Source organism: Pseudomonas sp. yb_2, from assembly GCF_043103905.1.
Lineage (GTDB): Bacteria > Pseudomonadota > Gammaproteobacteria > Pseudomonadales > Pseudomonadaceae > Aquipseudomonas > Aquipseudomonas alloputida.
In genome coordinates, this window is record NZ_JBICKH010000076.1 from 178,922 (window position 1) to 195,377 (window position 16,456).

The window sequence follows — 16,456 nt, forward strand, 5'->3', positions numbered from 1 at the left end:
AATTCTATAGCGGCCGCTCCTACGGTAACTAAAATCGAGCGCAGCGGCAAATAGCCTCTGCTTGATCCTGGACCTGGCCGAAGGAAGCTTGGAAAAAATGCTGCCCCACACATGTGACCTGAGAGACAATGACCGTAAAAGTAGTTCCCTGGTTCCACCAAGGCCTGTTCAGACTGTCAGGTCGTTATCGAGGAATGCTCACCTCTACCCTGTGCTTGAACGCTAAGCTTGCGGTCATCAAGGCCTGGCTCAACGCAGCTTTTGCATTAGGATCACCGTGCACTAAGAGGATATTCACTGCCGAGCTAGGGCCTCGTGTTGCGAAGCTCACTAACCCTTTTTGGTCCGCATGCCCCGAGTACCCCGACAACGTCATGACCTTAGCCCGCACGTCGTACATATGCCCATCCAGGTCGATCTGCACAAAACCCTCCGCCCCCTCACTCGCCTGTATCACCGCCCCCGGCGTCCCCTTAGCCTGGTACCCCACAAACATCACCTCATGCCGCGAATCCCCCAGCATGGCCTTGAGGTAATTGACGATGCGCCCACCCGAACACATGCCATTGCCGGCAATCACGATCGCCGGTCGCCCGGTGCTCTTGAGGTAATTGACCACCTGCTGGTGGCGGGTATGGGTGTCCACACTGATCAGTTGGCTGAAGCCGAGTGGATCGCGCCCTGCTGCAACACGCGCCCTGGCTTCTGCATTCCAGTATTCGTGCAGCTCCCGGTACACGCGGGTGATGCGCTGAGCCAAGGGCGAATCGAGGATGATGGGCAACTGTGACCAGTCGATTGGCTCACCGTCCGGAGCCGGGCCGGTAGTGTTCAGCAGGGCTTTGCGGTGCAGAATGTCTTCCAGCTCGTACAACAGCTCCTGCGTGCGACCAAGACTGAATGCAGGAATCAGGAGGGTACCCTTGTCGGCCAGGGCTCGGTCGATGGCGTCTTCCAACCGCTGACGGCGGTCGTCTGCCTGCGGGTGTAGGCGGTCGCCGTAGGTGCTTTCCAGCACCAGCACGTCAGCACGCTCCGGGGGCTGCACCGGGCGCAGCAGCGGGTTGCCACAAGCGCCCAGATCGCCAGAAAACACATACCGGCTGTTGGTTTGCTCATGCTGCATATCGCACTCGACATAAGCGGAACCCAGCAGATGCCCTGCACGCTGCAGGCGAATACGACAGGCAAGACCAGGGTACTCAACCACCGTGTGCCACTGCTCGAAGGGCAGCGGCACGATAAGGTCACGGATGAAATCGAGATAGCGCGCCACCTGCGCAGGCTCGCTGCTGATGCTCAGCTTGTAGGCGTCTTCCAGCACCAGCGGCAGCAGCCGTGCCGAAGGCTCGCTGCACAGGATAGGGCCACGGTAACCCGCTGCCAGCAGCGCAGGGATGCGCCCAACATGGTCGAGATGGACATGGGTGATGACCAGGGCCTGAATACCCTGGATGTCAAAACCGAGGGGGGCGGATTCTGCACCGGGCGGCGCATCACTTCCCTGTTCCAGCCCGCAGTCGACCAGCAAACTGGTGGATGGGCCGAGGTGCAGCTGGTGACAGGACCCGGTGACACCCCGGGTACCACCGTGATGGGAAAGGCTGGGATATTCCATGCTGCGTACACTCGCCTGGACCGAAAATGAAGTGGACTATTACTCCATGACGACCGACGCATGCATAGGTGAACCTTTCTTTAGTGGGTGTAGGAAATCTCCTTAGTTGCCGTTCAATGCCGCCTGACGAGCAGAAGCCCTGATCTTGCGCTTACTGCGCTGCACGCCGTAGGCCCCCAGCAACGGCCCGACTGCCAGACCAATGACCAAGGCAGCCAACACCAGGACAGCAACCGGCATGGCGGGTGCAGCCCAACCGAACAGGACCAATGACACGGTTTGCTGGTTCTCCAGCACGAAGAACAGCACCACAGCCGCCAATAGCAGCACGAACACCGCCGCCAGGGCGCGCTTGAGGTTACGCATCAGATTGCTCCTTGTGGAATCAGGTGTGGGCCTCTTCATGCTCGTCTTCATTGACCCGGTCACGCAACTCTTTGCCGGGCTTGAAGTGCGGCACGAACTTGCCTTCGAGGCTGACCGACTGGCCGGTCTTCGGGTTACGGCCGACGCGAGGGGCGCGATAGTGCAGCGAGAAGCTGCCAAAACCGCGGATCTCGATGCGATCGCCGGTAGCCAGGCATTGCGACATCTGCTCAAGCATGGTCTTGATGGCCAGCTCAACATCCTTGGACGAGAGCAGCCCCTGATGGGTGACAATACGTTCGATCAGCTCCGACTTCGTCATATTTTTCCCTTCGTTATCAAGCAGCTAGATCATTGCTTAACCAGTTTGTAGCACGCTGGGAAGGATTTGAACAGGGTGGATCTTGACTTAATAAAAAAATTCAAGATTGAAGTAATTCAAGAATGGTCTACCACTCAGGCAGGCCAGCGCCGCCTGATTCGCGGGCAAGCCCGCTCCTACAACGGGCTTCGCCAGCCTGAAGCTGGCGTGTTCCAGCAGTGCCATCCGCCGCGCCACCTGGTCGCGGAGCAAAAAAAGGGCGACCCGAGGGTCGCCCTTTTTACCGATCAAACAGAACTCAGTTCTGCTTGGCCATTGCTTCGCGCAGCAGCGCAGCCATGGTGGTGTCGGCAGCAGCTTCCGGAGCGTTTTTCAGGCTCTGGATAGCTTCGCGCTCTTCAGCGTCGTCTTTCGATTTGATCGACAGGCTGATAACGCGGGACTTGCGGTCAACGCTGATGATCTTGGCTTCGATCTCTTCGCCTTCCTTCAGAACGTTACGCGCGTCTTCAACGCGGTCACGGCTGATTTCGGAAGCTTTCAGAGTGGCTTCGATGTCGTCGGCCAGGGTGACGATGGCGCCTTTGGCGTCAACTTCTTTCACGATGCCCTTGACGATAGCGCCCTTGTCATTGACAGCAACGAAGTTGGAGAACGGATCGTCTTCCAGCTGCTTGATGCCCAGGGAGATGCGCTCGCGCTCTGGGTCAACCGACAGGATGACGGTTTCCAGCTCATCGCCCTTCTTGAAACGACGCACGGCTTCTTCGCCGGTTTCGTTCCAGGAGATGTCGGACAGGTGAACCAGACCGTCGATGCCGCCGTCCAGACCAATGAAGATACCGAAGTCGGTGATCGACTTGATGGTACCGGTGATCTTGTCACCCTTGTTGAACTGGCCGGAGAAGTCTTCCCATGGGTTGGACTTGCACTGCTTGATGCCCAGGGAGATACGACGACGCTCTTCGTCGATGTCCAGAACCATGACTTCCACTTCGTCGCCAACCTGAACGACTTTCGACGGGTGGATGTTCTTGTTGGTCCAGTCCATTTCGGAAACGTGTACCAGACCTTCAACGCCTTCTTCCAGCTCAGCGAAGCAGCCGTAGTCGGTCAGGTTGGTAACGCGAGCCTGTACGCGAGTACCTTCTGGGTAACGGGCAGTGATAGCTACCCACGGATCTTCGCCCATCTGCTTCAGACCCAGCGAAACGCGATTGCGCTCACGGTCGAACTTCAGAACGCGTACGTCGACTTCGTCGCCAACGTTAACGATTTCCGATGGGTGCTTGATGCGCTTCCAGGCCATGTCGGTGATGTGCAGCAGGCCGTCGATACCGCCCAGGTCCACGAATGCGCCGTAGTCGGTGAGGTTCTTGACGATACCTTTGACTTGCTGGCCTTCCTGCAGGGTTTCCAGCAGGGCTTCGCGCTCGGCGCTGTTCTCGGCTTCCAGCACGCTGCGACGGGAAACGACAACGTTGTTGCGCTTCTGGTCCAGCTTGATGACCTTGAATTCCAGCTCTTTGCCTTCCAGGTGGGTGGTGTCGCGCACTGGGCGGACATCAACCAGGGAGCCCGGCAGGAACGCACGGATGCCGTTAACGTCGACAGTGAAGCCGCCCTTAACCTTACCGTTGATAACGCCCTTGACCACTTCTTCGGCGGCGAAAGCTGCTTCCAGAACAATCCAGCACTCGGCGCGCTTGGCTTTTTCACGGGACAGCTTGGTTTCGCCAAAGCCGTCTTCGACCGCGTCCAGCGCAACGTGAACTTCGTCACCGACCTTGATGGTCAGCTCGCCAGCTTCGTTGTAGAACTGCTCGAGCGGGATGACGCCCTCGGACTTCAGGCCAGCGTGTACGGTAACCCAGTCGCCGTCGATGTCGACAACGATACCGGTGATGATCGCACCCGGCTGAAGATTGAGGGTTTTCAGGCTTTCTTCAAAGAGTTCTGCAAAGCTTTCGCTCATTTTAATTCCTGTAGATTCGGGCGAAACAGACGCCCATAACCACATTCCAGACAATGTGGGTTCGTTTTAAGTAAAGGAAAGCCGGCAGGACGTTGACTGGTGCCCCTGCCTGCTTTCCTGGCTATCAGATAAGGTCGCGCTGGGCGATCTCGCTTCTGATACGTTGCAACACCTGCTCGATGGATAACTCGGTAGAGTCCAACTGAATGGCATCGGCCGCTGGTTTCAGCGGGGCCACTGCACGTTGGGTGTCGCGCTCATCACGCGCACGAATCTCATCCAGCAGACTCGACAGACTAACATCTTCACCCTTGCCCTTCAACTGCAGGTAGCGGCGACGTGCGCGCTCCTCCGCGCTGGCGGTGAGGAAGACCTTCAATGGCGCATCCGGGAACACCACGGTACCCATGTCGCGACCATCAGCAATCAGCCCCGGCACTTCGCGGAACTCACGCTGACGAACCAGCAGCGCATCACGCACTGCCGGCAGCGAGGCCACCATCGATGCACCGGCACCGACGGTTTCGGTACGGATGACGTTGCTGACGTCCTCACCCTCAAGGATGATCTGTTGTAGCTTACCGGGCTCGGCAGCGATGAACTGCACATCCAGATGGGCGGCAAGCTTGGTCAGCAGCTCTTCGTTGGTCAGGTCGACGCCGTGGTTGCTGGCATTGAATGCCAGCAAGCGATACAGCGCGCCGGAGTCCAGCAGCTTCCAGCCCAGCTCGCGGGCAATCAGCCCGGCGACCGTGCCCTTGCCCGAGCCGCTTGGCCCGTCGATGGTGATAACCGGTGCCATTGAATTCACGACTTGCCCTCTTCTGCCACACGAATCCCCACTTCGGCGCACAGCGCCAGGAAGTTGGGGAACGAGGTGGCGACGTTGGCACAGTCATGAATGCGAATCGGCGCACTGGCGCGCAGCGAAGCCACACTGAAGGCCATGGCGATGCGGTGGTCACCATGCCCATGCACTTCGCCGCCGCCCATCTGGCCGCCGTCGATGATGATGCCGTCCGGGGTCGGCTCGCACTTGATGCCCAAGGTGGTGAGGCCATCGGCCATCACCTGGATGCGATCGGACTCCTTCACCCGCAGCTCTTCGGCGCCACGCAGCACGGTACGCCCTTCAGCGCAGGCAGCGGCCACGAACAAGACCGGGAATTCGTCGATGGCCAGCGGCACCAACGCTTCAGGAATGTCGATACCCTTCAGTTTGGCACCGCGCACACGCAGGTCGGCCACGGGTTCGCCACCCACTTCACGCTGGTTTTCCAGGGTGATGTCGCCGCCCATCAGGCGCAGGATGTCGATCACGCCAGTACGGGTCGGGTTGATACCGACATGCTCCAGCACCAGCTCGGAGCCTTCAGCGATAGAGGCTGCGACCAGGAAGAACGCTGCCGAGGAAATGTCAGCCGGCACTTCGATCCGCGTAGCGGTCAGCTTGCCACCGGACTGCAGCGAGGCCACCGGGCCATTGCTGTCGACCGAATAGCCAAAACCGCGCAACATGCGCTCTGTGTGGTCACGGGTAGGCGCAGGCTCGGTGACAGTGGTCTTGCCTTCGGCGTACAGGCCGGCCAGCAGCAGGCAGGATTTGACCTGGGCGCTAGCCATCGGCAGCGTGTAGGTCAAGCCTTTGAGCTTGTGGCCACCGCGGATGGTCAGCGGCGGGCGGCCGTCCGGGCCGGTCTCGACCACAGCACCCATTTCGCGCAGCGGGTTGGCCACACGGTTCATCGGGCGCTTGGACAGCGAGGCGTCGCCGGTCATGGTGACATCGAACGGCTGACCGGCCAACAGGCCCGACAGCAGGCGCATCGAAGTACCGGAGTTACCTACGTACAGCGGCCCTGGTGGCGGCTTCAGGCCATGCAGGCCCACGCCGTGAATGGTCACACGACCGTGGTTGGGGCCTTCGATGACCACACCCATGTCACGGAATGCCTGCAGGGTCGCCAGCGCATCTTCGCCTTCGAGGAAGCCTTCGACCTCGGTAGTACCTTCGGCCAGCGAGCCGAGCATGATCGAGCGATGGGAAATCGACTTGTCGCCCGGTACACGGATCCGCCCGTTCAGGCGGCCACCCGGTTGGGCCTGGAAAATCAGATCGTTGGCGTTCATAGCGTCCACATAGGCCCGGCGGGCCAGGATTTTACTGAAATGCTCGCGGGCAACCCGTGCGCGGGTGAATACACCCAGCAGCTGGTGCCCATCCCCTTCAGCGATCGCGTCGCGCAGGGCGTCGAGATCGCTGCGAAATGTATCAAGCGTGCGCAGGACAGCGTCGCGGTTGGCGAGGAAGATGTCATGCCACATGGTCGGATCGCTGCCGGCGATTCTTGTGAAATCGCGGAACCCACCCGCAGCGTACCGGAAGATCTCGAGGTTTTCATTGCGTTTGGCCAGTGAGTCGACCAGGCCAAAGGCCAGCAGGTGTGGCAGATGGCTGGTGGCAGCCAGTACTTCGTCATGGCGCTCGACCGACATGTGCTCCACATCGGCGTCCAGCGCACGCCACAGGCGGTCAACCAGGGCCAGTGCGGCGGGGTCGGTTTCGGCCAGCGGCGTGAGGATGACCTTGTGCCGGCGGAACAAGGTGGCATTGGAGGCTTCTACCCCGCTCTGCTCGGAACCGGCAATGGGGTGGCCCGGGACGAAGCGCGGCAGGCGATCACCGAAGACGGCACGCGCTTCCCGCACGACGTTGCCCTTGGCGCTGCCGACGTCGGTGATGATTGCATCACCCAGGTCGAGCAGGGCCAGGCGCGCGAGGACTTTTTCCATGGCCAGGATCGGTACGGCCAGCTGGATGACATCGGCGCCCACACAAGCGGCGGCAAGGTCTTCTTCGCAGCGGTCGACCACGCCCAGGGCCACGGCCTGCTTGCGCGAGGGGGCGTCCAGGTCGACACCGACCACTTCGCGGCACAGGCCGCTTTCACGCAGGCCCTTGGCGAACGAGCCGCCGATCAGGCCTAGACCGACCACGACCAGGCGGTCGATGATGGGCGCGGGTTTGGTTTTTGCTGCATTTACCACTGGTGCGAACCCTGTTCAGAAATCTAGGTAGCCTGTGAGGGCCATTGGGGCCGCGGCGCGGCCCTTCGCGGGCTAGCCCGCTCCCACAGAGATCGGCATCACATGCTCACTGTGGGAGCGGGCATGCCCGCGAAGGGCTGCAAGGCAGCCCCAAGGCCCCTGAATCAAAGCACCGCCTTCGGATAAGAGCCCAGCACCTTCAGCGCCACAGCCTCCTGGCTGATCTGCTCGAGCACCGCCTTGATCAGCGGGTCGCGGTGGTGGCCGACGAAGTCGATGAAGAACACGTAGGTCCACTTGCCGCTGCGCGACGGGCGGGTCTCGATGCGGGTCAGGTCGATGCCGTTTTGATAGAACGGCACCAGCAACTCATGCAAGGCACCTGGCTTGTTGCTCATCGAAACGATGATCGAGGTCTTGTCGTCGCCGGTCGGCGGTACTTCCTGGTTACCGATCATCAGGAAGCGCGTGGAGTTGTCCGGGCGGTCTTCGATCTTCTCGGCCAGACGGGTCAGGCCGTACAGGTTGGCCGCCATATCGCCAGCGATCGCCGCCGAGTTCCACTCACCCTTGACCCGCTTGGCCGCTTCGGCATTGCTCGATACGGCCACGCGCTCCACGTTCGGGTAGTGAGCGTCCAGCCACTTTCGGCACTGGGCCAGCGACTGGGCGTGGGAGTAGATGCGGGTGATGCTGTCGGTCTTGGTGTTCTCGCCCACCAGCAGGTGGTGGTGGATACGCAGCTCGACCTCACCGCAAATCACCATGTCATGCTCGAGGAAGCTGTCCAGGGTGTGGCTGACCGCACCTTCAGTGGAGTTTTCCACCGGCACCACACCGAAGTTGACGGCACCGGCCGCCACTTCACGGAACACTTCGTCGATGGCCGCCATCGGCCGACTGATCACCGCGTGGCCAAAGTGCTTCATGGCGGCCGCCTGGGTGAAGGTGCCTTCAGGGCCGAGGTAGGCGATTTTCAGCGGCTCTTCCAGGGCCAGGCACGACGACATGATTTCGCGGAACAGCCGCGCCATCTCTTCGTTGCCCAGCGGGCCCTTGTTGCGTTCCATCACGCGCTTGAGCACCGCAGCTTCACGCTCGGGACGGTAGAACACCGGCTTCTCGCCTTCTTTCAGCGAGGCAGTCTTGACCCGGGCCACTTCTTCGGCGCAGCGGGCGCGGTCGCTGATCAGCTCGAGGATTTTCTCGTCGAGGCTGTCGATGCGTACGCGCAGCGCCTTGAGCTCCTGTTCGGACATGTCAGCCATGCTCCTTCTCGAATTCAGCCATGTAGCCTACCAGCGCTTCTACCGCTTCCAGGCCCAGGGCGTTGTAGATGGAGGCGCGCATGCCGCCAACCGAACGGTGGCCCTTGAGGTTGAGCAGGCCACGCGCGTCGGCGCCAGCGAGGAAGGCCTTGTCCAGGCGCTCGTCAGCCAGGCGGAACGGCACGTTCATCCACGAACGGGCGTTGACGCTGATCGGGTTGGTGTAGAACTCGCTGCGATCGATGAAGCCGTAAAGGCGGTCTTTCTTGGCACGGTTGCGCTGCTCCATGGCCTCGACACCGCCCTGCTCTTTCAGCCACTCGAAGACCAGGCCCGAGAGGTACCAGGAGTAGGTGGCCGGGGTGTTGTACATCGAGCCGTTGTCAGCCGAAACCTTGTAGTCGAGCATGGTCGGGCAGCTGCTGCGGGCATGACCCAACAGGTCTTCGCGCACGATCACCACCACCAGGCCGCTTGGGCCGATATTCTTCTGCGCGCCGGCGTAGATCAGGCCGAACTGCGACACATCGATCGGGCGCGAGAGGATGTCGGACGACATATCGACCACCAGCGGCACGTCACCAGTTTGCGGCACCCAGTCAAACTGCAGGCCACCGATGGTCTCGTTGGACGCATAGTGCACGTAGGCTGCGTTTTTGGTCAGGTTCCACTCGTTCTGACCGGGGATGGCCAGGTAGTCGTAAGGCTTGGCAGTGGCGGCGACGTTGACGTTGCCGAAACGGCGCGCTTCCTCGATGGCCTTTTTCGACCAGATGCCGGTTTCGATGTAGTCGGCCGTGCCGTTTTCCGGCAGCAGGTTCAGCGGGATTTCAGCGAACTGCTGGCTGGCGCCGCCTTGCAGGAACAGCACCTTGTAGTTGGAGGGGACGGACAGCAGGTCACGCAGGTCTTGCTCGGCCTTTTCGGCGATGGCCACGTAATCGTCGCTGCGATGGCTCATTTCCATCACCGACAACCCCTTGCCACGCCAGTCCAGCATCTCGGCCTGTGCGCGCTGCAGGACAGCGTCAGGAAGCGCGGCAGGGCCTGCGCAGAAGTTAAAGGCTCGTTTGCTCACATCCACTCTCGCTCTGCCAAATAGAACAAAATCGTAATTCGGTGGCCACATTCCATGCAGGATCGGTGGCGCCTGCATCGCGGGCAAGCCCGCTCCTACACAGTCAAACGGGGCGACCTTGGTCGCCCCGCTCGGGTTTACGCTTACTTACTCTTGCGGGGCCTCGTCGGCACCTGCAGCTTCTTCATTTTCATTGTCTGGCGCTACAGCCTCGACACCCTCCTCGTCCGTCTCGATCACTTCATCGAGTTCGTCCTCGGACGGCTCCTGGATACGCTCCAGGCCCACCAGTGTCTCATCGGCCGCCAGCTTGATCAGCGTAACGCCCTGGGTGTTGCGGCTGAGGCTGGACACCTCGCCAACCCGGGTGCGAACCAGCGTGCCCTGGTCGGAAATCAGCATGATCTCCTCGCCTTCCTGCACCTGGATAGCCCCGATCAGCAGGCCGTTGCGCCCTTTGGTACCCATGGCGATCACACCCTGGCCACCGCGGCCGCGACGCGGGAACTTGGACAGCGGGGTGCGCTTGCCAAAGCCACGCTCGGAGGCGGTGAGGATCTGCGAGCCGGACTCCGGGATCAGCATCGAAATGATCCGCTGGCCTTTGCCCAGCTTCATGCCGCGCACACCACGGGCGTTGCGGCCCATTTCACGCACGACGCTCTCGGCAAAGCGAATGACCTTGCCAGCGTCGGAGAACATCATGACTTCCTTGGCGCCATCGGTGATGGCCGCGGCAATCAGGGTGTCGCCTTCCTTCAGCTTCAGGGCAATCAGGCCGTTGGAGCGCGGACGGGCGAACTGCACCAGCGGGGTCTTCTTGACGGTACCGGAAGCGGTCGCCATGAAGATGTACGCGCCGGTCGGCTCTGCAACCCACTCCGGGGTGTCGCCGTCTTCTTCGTCGACTTCCTCGGCCTCTACCAGCTCACCCTCGAGCACGGTGTCTTCAGCCTCGTCCAGTTCTTCGTCGAGGTCGGCGTTCTGCTGCAGCGCTTCGAGGTCGATCTGCAGCATGGCGGTGATGCGCTCACCCTCCTCCAGCGGCAGCAGGTTGACCAGCGGACGACCGCGGGCAGCGCGGGACGCTTCGGGGATTTCGTAGGTCTTCTTCCAGTAAACCTTGCCCTTGCTGGAGAACAGCAACAGGGTGGCATGGCTGTTGGCGACCAGCAGGTGCTCGATGTAGTCCTCGTCCTTCACGCCGGTCGCCGACTTGCCTTTGCCGCCGCGGCGCTGGGCCTGGTAGGCGGACAATGGCTGGGTCTTGGCATAACCACCATGGGAGATGGTGACCACACGCTCTTCTTCCGGGATCATGTCGCCGTAGTTGAGGTCGTGGCTGGCATTGAGGATTTCGGTGCGGCGCACATCGCCGTACTCGGCACGAATGGCCTCCAGCTCCTCGCGAATCACTTCCATCAGGCGCTCGGCGCTGCTGAGGATGCGGATCAACTCGCCAATCTGCTCGAGGATTTCCTGGTACTCGGCCAGCAGCTTCTCGTGCTCCAGGCCGGTCAGGCGGTGCAGGCGCAGGTCGAGAATGGCCTGGGCCTGTTCCGGCGACAGGAAGTACTTGCCGTCGTGCAGGCCGTACTGCTCCGGCAGGTCCTCAGGGCGGCAGGAATCGGCGCCGGCGCGCTCGACCATGACCTGCACGGCACTGGATTCCCACGGCGTGGAGACCAGGGCTTCCTTGGCTTCGGACGGCGTCGGCGAGGCCTTGATCAGGGCAATGACCGGGTCGATGTTGGACAGCGCAACCGCCTGGCCTTCAAGGATATGGCCACGTTCACGGGCCTTGCGCAGCTCGAATACGGTACGACGGGTCACCACTTCACGGCGGTGGCGGACGAACGCTTCGAGCAGGTCCTTGAGGTTGAGCAGGCGCGGACGGCCGTCGACCAGGGCCACCACGTTGATGCCGAATACGCTCTGCAGCTGGGTTTGCTGGTAGAGGTTGTTCAGCACCACCTCCGGCACCTCGCCGCGACGCAGCTCGATGACGATGCGCATGCCGTCCTTGTCGGACTCGTCGCGCAGCTCGGTGATGCCTTCGATCTTCTTCTCTTTGACCAGCTCGGCGATCTTTTCGATCAGGCGCGCCTTGTTCAGCTGGTACGGCAGCTCGGTGATCACGATCTGCTGGCGGCCGCCAACCTTGTCGATGTCCTCGATCTCGGAGCGGGCGCGCATGTAGATGCGGCCACGGCCGGTGCGATAGGCCTCGATGATGCCCTGACGACCGTTGATGATGCCGGCAGTCGGGAAGTCCGGGCCAGGGATGAACTGCATCAGCTCATCGATGGTGACTTCCGGGTTGTCGATGAGCGCCAGGCAGCCATCGATGACCTCGCCTAGGTTATGCGGCGGAATGTTGGTCGCCATGCCCACGGCAATACCGCTGGAACCGTTGACCAGCAGGTTGGGAATACGCGTTGGCATGACCGCCGGGATCTGCTCGGTGCCGTCGTAGTTGGGCACCCAGTCGACGGTTTCCTTGTGCAGGTCCGCCAGCAGTTCGTGGGCCAGTTTGGTCATGCGCACTTCGGTGTATCGCATGGCGGCAGCGTTGTCGCCGTCCACCGAACCGAAGTTGCCCTGGCCGTCGACCAGCAGGTAGCGCAACGAGAACGGCTGGGCCATACGCACGATGGTGTCGTAGACCGCAGTGTCGCCGTGCGGGTGGTACTTACCGATCACGTCACCGACCACACGGGCGGATTTCTTGTACGGCTTGTTCCAGTCGTTGCCCAGTTCGCTCATCGCATAGAGAACGCGGCGATGCACGGGCTTCAAGCCGTCACGCGCATCAGGCAGCGCTCGCCCGACAATCACGCTCATCGCGTAGTCGAGGTAAGACTGTCTCAGTTCGTCTTCGATATTGACCGGGAGGATTTCTTTGGCCAGTTCGCCCATGAGAAGCCTGATTCCTTTTTCTGGTGAAACTTCGCAGCTCCATCAAGGGCCGAACGAAGCTCGCCGCCGCAGCGCATAAGGGTGCGACGACTTACGACAAATCAATGAGTTGTGCCATGGATCTGCGCAATGAAGGCCGCCGTGATGGGCGGTCTTGGAAACTGCCGGATGTTATCACAAACGCGGGGGCGGTGGGGAGAGGTGGCAGTTGGTCTCAGCCGCGCTTGAAACCTGGTTTTTGTATTGCCTGCACCGGCCTCTTCGCGGGCTCGCTCGCCCCCACAGGTTCACCACGGCCCTAAGGCCATGCGATATCCCAGTGGGAGCGGGCAAGCCCGCGAAGAGGCCGGTGAGGCGATACAAAATCAGTGCAGGCGCTTGCGGCAAACCAGCTGAGCCAGCTTGGCAGCATCCGGGCGCTCGACGATGCCGCGTTCGGTCACGATCACATCGATCAGGTCGGCCGGCGTTACATCGAACACCGGGTTGAACACCTCGACACCCGGCGACACCGGGGTACCGCCGAAGTCCAGCCACTCGTCGGCGTCACGCTCCTCCAGCGGGATATCCTCACCCGTGGCCAGGTTCAGGTCGATGCTGGTGCTCGGCGCCACGACCATGAAGCGCACGCCATGGTGCATGGCACTGACGGCCAGCTGATAGGTGCCGATCTTGCCGGCCATGTCGCCATTGGCAGCGATGCAGTCCGCCCCCACCACCACCCAGGTGATGCCCTTGGTCTTCATGAGGTGGGCCAGCGCCGAGTCGGCACAAAGGGTCACCGGGATGCCCTCGTTGGCCAGCTCCCAGCCGGTCAGGCGCGAGCCCTGCAGCCAAGGGCGAGTCTCACCGGCATAAACCCGCTCGACCATGCCTTCCAGGTAGCCGGCACGGATCACCCCCAGTGCGGTGCCAAAGCCACCACTGGCAAGGGCACCGGCGTTGCCGAAGGTGAGCAGGGCCTGGGCATTGCCCTGATGGCGACGGATCAGCTCGATACCCTGCTGGGCCATGGTCAGGTTGGCCTCACGGTCGCTTTCGTGAATGGCCACCGCTTCGGCCTCCAGCGCCGCCAGAACGTCTTCTTCCGGACGCAGGCGCAGCAGACGCTCGCGCATGCGGTTCAGCGCCCAGAACAAGTTGGCGGCGGTAGGGCGCGCTTCGGCGAGGGTGAGAAAGTCGTCTTCAAGGTCCATTTCCCAATCGCCGCCTTCGGCCAGCCGCTCTTCAAGGGCCAGAACCAGGCCGTAAGCTGCGGCAATACCGATCGCCGAGGCGCCGCGCACTGCCATGTCACGGATGGCTGCGGCCACCTGCGCAACATTGTCGCAGGCCAGCCAACGCTCCTCCGACGGCAGCAGGCGCTGGTCGAGCAGGTGCAAGGCGCCGCCCTGCCAGCGGATCGCGGTCACCTTCTCCGCCGCCAAAAGTCGCTCGCGCATCGCCTCTCCCCGTCATTCGGATATCAAAAACCGGCGATTATAGCGACCCTCGCGGCCAAGCGCTCGGGTATACTCCGGCGCAATTTTGCGAAGTTTCAGAGGACTGTTCAATGAGCAACGTCGACCGCGCCGAAATCGCCAAGTTCGAAGCGCTGGCCCACCGCTGGTGGGACCGCGAAAGCGAGTTCAAGCCGCTGCACGAAATCAACCCGCTGCGCGTCAACTGGATCGACGAGCGCGTCAGCCTGGCCGGCAAGAAAGTGCTGGACGTGGGTTGCGGTGGCGGCATCCTCAGCGAAGCCATGGCCCTGCGCGGCGCCACGGTCACCGGTATCGACATGGGCGAGGCGCCACTGGCGGTGGCTCAGCTGCACCAGCTGGAGTCCGGCGTGCAGGTGGAATACCGGCAGATCACCGCCGAAGCCCTGGCCGAGGAAATGCCCGAACAGTTCGACGTGGTCACCTGCCTGGAAATGCTCGAGCACGTGCCCGACCCGTCTTCGGTGATCCGCGCCTGCTACCGCATGGTCAAGCCGGGCGGCCAGGTGTTCTTCTCCACCATCAACCGCAACCCCAAGGCCTACCTGCTGGCCATCGTCGGCGCCGAGTACATCCTGAAGATGCTGCCGCGCGGCACCCATGACTTCAAGAAATTCATCCGCCCGTCCGAACTGGGCGCCTGGAGCCGCGATGCCGGCCTGCAGGTGAAGGACATCATCGGCCTCACCTACAACCCGCTGACCAAGCACTACAAGCTCAACAGCGACGTCGACGTCAACTACATGATCCAGACCCTGCGCGAGGAATAAGCATGCGTTTGCGAGCAGTACTCTTCGACATGGACGGCACCTTGCTGGACACGGCGCCGGACTTCATCGCCATTTGCCAGGCCATGCTCGCCGACCGCGGGCTGCCGGCCGTTGACGACAACCTGATCCGTGGCGTGATCTCGGGTGGCGCCCGCGCCATGGTCGCCACTGCGTTCGCCATGGACCCGGAGGCTGACGGCTTCGAGGCCCTGCGCCTGGAGTTCCTCGAGCGTTACCAGCGCGACTGCGCGGTGCACAGCAAGCTGTTCGAGGGCATGGCCGAGCTGCTGGCCGACATCGAGAAAGGCAACCTGCTGTGGGGCGTCGTCACCAACAAGCCGGTGCGCTTCGCCGAGCCGATCATGCAGCAACTGGGCCTGGCCGAGCGTTCGGCGTTGCTGATCTGCCCGGACCACGTGAAAAACAGCAAACCCGACCCCGAGCCGCTGATCCTGGCCTGCAAGACCCTGAACCTGGACCCGGCCAGTGTGCTGTTCGTTGGCGACGACCTGCGCGACATCGAGTCTGGCCGCGACGCAGGTACCCGCACGGCAGCAGTGCGCTACGGCTATATTCATCCAGAGGACAACCCCAACAACTGGGGTGCCGACGTGGTGGTGGACCACCCGCTGGAACTGCGCAAAGTGATCGACAGCGCGCTGTGCGGGTGCTGAACCCAGACCGATGACCGGGCACCGCCCTTTTGTAGGAGCGGGTTCACCCGCGAATGCGCCAGCCCAGACAACACTGGTGCCTGATCGGACGCATTCGCGGGTAAACCCGCTCCTACGATAGCCCCAGGCCGCCCACACGAACTCGAAGGACAGAACCATGTTCGACTACACCGCCCGCCCCGACCTGCTGCAAGGCCGGGTCATCCTGGTTACCGGTGCCGGCCGTGGCATTGGTGCCGCGGCTGCCAAGGCCTATGCCGCACTGGGTGCCACCGTGCTGCTGCTGGGCAAGACCGAGGCCAACCTGAACGAAGTCTACGACCAGATCGAAGCCGCCGGCCATCCGCAGCCGGTGGTCATCCCGTTCAACCTGGAAACCGCCCTGCCACACCAGTACGACGAGCTGGCGGCCATGATCGAAGGCCAGTTCGGCCGCCTCGATGGCCTGCTCAACAATGCGTCGATCATCGGCCCGCGCACGCCGCTGGAACAGCTGTCGGGCGACAACTTCATGCGCGTGATGCACATCAACGTCAATGCCACCTTCATGCTCACCAGCACCCTGCTGCCGCTGCTGAAGCTGTCGGAGGACGCTTCGGTGGTGTTCACCAGCAGCAGCGTCGGGCGCAAGGGCCGGGCTTACTGGGGCGCCTATGGCGTGTCGAAGTTCGCCACCGAAGGCCTGATGCAGACCTTGGCCGATGAATTGGAAGGTGTGGCGCCGGTGCGCGCCAACAGCATCAACCCAGGCGCCACGCGCACGGCGATGCGGGCCCAGGCCTACCCCGGCGAGAACCCGCAGAACAACCCGCTGCCCGAAGAGATCATGCCGGTGTACCTGTACCTGATGGGGCCAGACAGCACAGGGGTGAACGGGCAGGCGTTCAACGCCCAATAAACCTGCATCGGCTTCTTCGCGGGCTTGCCCGCTCCCACA

General features: G+C 62.0%; 14 protein-coding genes. 3 read left to right on the forward strand and 11 right to left on the reverse strand.

Annotated elements, in window-relative coordinates; translation table 11 throughout:
* Positions 1-184: 184 nt before the first annotated feature.
* The 11 genes from ACF8FB_RS20890 to mtnA all read right to left on the reverse strand — a co-directional run bounded on the left by ACF8FB_RS20890 (position 185) and on the right by mtnA (position 14,036).
* On the reverse strand, positions 185-1,618 hold the full coding sequence (locus ACF8FB_RS20890; RefSeq protein WP_392511857.1) for an MBL fold metallo-hydrolase RNA specificity domain-containing protein: 1,434 nt from the start codon (positions 1,616-1,618) through the stop codon (positions 185-187).
* Positions 1,619-1,720: 102 nt separating this feature from the next.
* On the reverse strand, positions 1,721-1,984 hold the full coding sequence (locus ACF8FB_RS20895; RefSeq protein WP_003260859.1) for a lipopolysaccharide assembly protein LapA domain-containing protein: 264 nt from the start codon (positions 1,982-1,984) through the stop codon (positions 1,721-1,723).
* Positions 1,985-2,003: 19 nt separating this feature from the next.
* Entirely contained in the window at positions 2,004-2,306 is a 303-nt protein-coding gene (ihfB, locus tag ACF8FB_RS20900; RefSeq protein ID WP_010952810.1) for an integration host factor subunit beta, read from the reverse strand.
* A gap of 87 nt (positions 2,307-2,393) precedes the next feature.
* A complete protein-coding gene (locus ACF8FB_RS20905; protein ID WP_392511858.1) occupies positions 2,394-2,531 on the reverse strand; it encodes a hypothetical protein in 138 nt (45 codons plus the stop codon).
* A 73-nt stretch (positions 2,532-2,604) separates the two neighbouring features.
* Entirely contained in the window at positions 2,605-4,281 is a 1,677-nt protein-coding gene (gene rpsA / locus ACF8FB_RS20910) for a 30S ribosomal protein S1 (RefSeq protein WP_003252673.1), read from the reverse strand.
* 124 nt (positions 4,282-4,405) lie between these two features.
* Positions 4,406-5,083: a (d)CMP kinase gene (gene cmk / locus ACF8FB_RS20915; protein ID WP_003252672.1), complete on the reverse strand. Its 678-nt coding sequence runs from the start codon at positions 5,081-5,083 to the stop codon at positions 4,406-4,408.
* Between the two features lie 5 nt (positions 5,084-5,088).
* The gene (locus ACF8FB_RS20920; RefSeq protein ID WP_392511880.1) at positions 5,089-7,296 is read right to left on the reverse strand and encodes a bifunctional prephenate dehydrogenase/3-phosphoshikimate 1-carboxyvinyltransferase; all 2,208 of its coding nucleotides are present in this window, start codon (positions 7,294-7,296) and stop codon (positions 5,089-5,091) included.
* A gap of 197 nt (positions 7,297-7,493) precedes the next feature.
* Complete coding sequence (gene pheA, locus ACF8FB_RS20925) at positions 7,494-8,588, reverse strand: prephenate dehydratase (protein WP_003252669.1); 1,095 nt, start codon at positions 8,586-8,588, stop codon at positions 7,494-7,496.
* 1 nt (position 8,589) lies between these two features.
* On the reverse strand, positions 8,590-9,675 hold the full coding sequence (serC, locus tag ACF8FB_RS20930; protein ID WP_010952806.1) for a 3-phosphoserine/phosphohydroxythreonine transaminase: 1,086 nt from the start codon (positions 9,673-9,675) through the stop codon (positions 8,590-8,592).
* 147 nt (positions 9,676-9,822) lie between these two features.
* Entirely contained in the window at positions 9,823-12,594 is a 2,772-nt protein-coding gene (gyrA, locus tag ACF8FB_RS20935) for a DNA gyrase subunit A (protein WP_104962366.1), read from the reverse strand.
* Between the two features lie 365 nt (positions 12,595-12,959).
* Entirely contained in the window at positions 12,960-14,036 is a 1,077-nt protein-coding gene (gene mtnA / locus ACF8FB_RS20940; protein WP_392511860.1) for an S-methyl-5-thioribose-1-phosphate isomerase, read from the reverse strand.
* A gap of 110 nt (positions 14,037-14,146) precedes the next feature.
* Here mtnA and ubiG point away from each other — a divergent pair, with 110 nt between their 5' ends.
* From ubiG to ACF8FB_RS20955, 3 genes are all read left to right on the forward strand, one after another.
* Positions 14,147-14,845 (forward strand): bifunctional 2-polyprenyl-6-hydroxyphenol methylase/3-demethylubiquinol 3-O-methyltransferase UbiG, encoded by a 699-nt coding sequence (gene ubiG, locus ACF8FB_RS20945; protein ID WP_003252662.1) that lies wholly within the window; start codon positions 14,147-14,149, stop codon positions 14,843-14,845.
* Between the two features lie 2 nt (positions 14,846-14,847).
* On the forward strand, positions 14,848-15,519 hold the full coding sequence (mupP, locus tag ACF8FB_RS20950; protein WP_003252659.1) for an N-acetylmuramic acid 6-phosphate phosphatase MupP: 672 nt from the start codon (positions 14,848-14,850) through the stop codon (positions 15,517-15,519).
* A 157-nt stretch (positions 15,520-15,676) separates the two neighbouring features.
* A complete protein-coding gene (locus ACF8FB_RS20955) occupies positions 15,677-16,417 on the forward strand; it encodes a YciK family oxidoreductase (RefSeq protein ID WP_003252656.1) in 741 nt (246 codons plus the stop codon).
* Positions 16,418-16,456: the final 39 nt, after the last annotated feature.

Coding starts and splice junctions, on each gene's coding strand:
- ACF8FB_RS20905 (WP_392511858.1), bottom strand. CDS start 2,531: ATGGCACTGCTGGAACACGCCAGCTTCAGGCTGGCGAAGCCCGTTGTA.
- mupP (WP_003252659.1), top strand. CDS start 14,848: ATGCGTTTGCGAGCAGTACTCTTCGACATGGACGGCACCTTGCTGGAC.
- ACF8FB_RS20955 (WP_003252656.1), top strand. CDS start 15,677: ATGTTCGACTACACCGCCCGCCCCGACCTGCTGCAAGGCCGGGTCATC.
- ACF8FB_RS20895 (WP_003260859.1), bottom strand. CDS start 1,984: ATGCGTAACCTCAAGCGCGCCCTGGCGGCGGTGTTCGTGCTGCTATTG.
- rpsA (WP_003252673.1), bottom strand. CDS start 4,281: ATGAGCGAAAGCTTTGCAGAACTCTTTGAAGAAAGCCTGAAAACCCTC.
- ubiG (WP_003252662.1), top strand. CDS start 14,147: ATGAGCAACGTCGACCGCGCCGAAATCGCCAAGTTCGAAGCGCTGGCC.
- mtnA (WP_392511860.1), bottom strand. CDS start 14,036: ATGCGCGAGCGACTTTTGGCGGCGGAGAAGGTGACCGCGATCCGCTGG.
- ACF8FB_RS20890 (WP_392511857.1), bottom strand. CDS start 1,618: ATGGAATATCCCAGCCTTTCCCATCACGGTGGTACCCGGGGTGTCACC.
- gyrA (WP_104962366.1), bottom strand. CDS start 12,594: ATGGGCGAACTGGCCAAAGAAATCCTCCCGGTCAATATCGAAGACGAA.
- ihfB (WP_010952810.1), bottom strand. CDS start 2,306: ATGACGAAGTCGGAGCTGATCGAACGTATTGTCACCCATCAGGGGCTG.
- cmk (WP_003252672.1), bottom strand. CDS start 5,083: ATGGCACCGGTTATCACCATCGACGGGCCAAGCGGCTCGGGCAAGGGC.
- pheA (WP_003252669.1), bottom strand. CDS start 8,588: ATGTCCGAACAGGAGCTCAAGGCGCTGCGCGTACGCATCGACAGCCTC.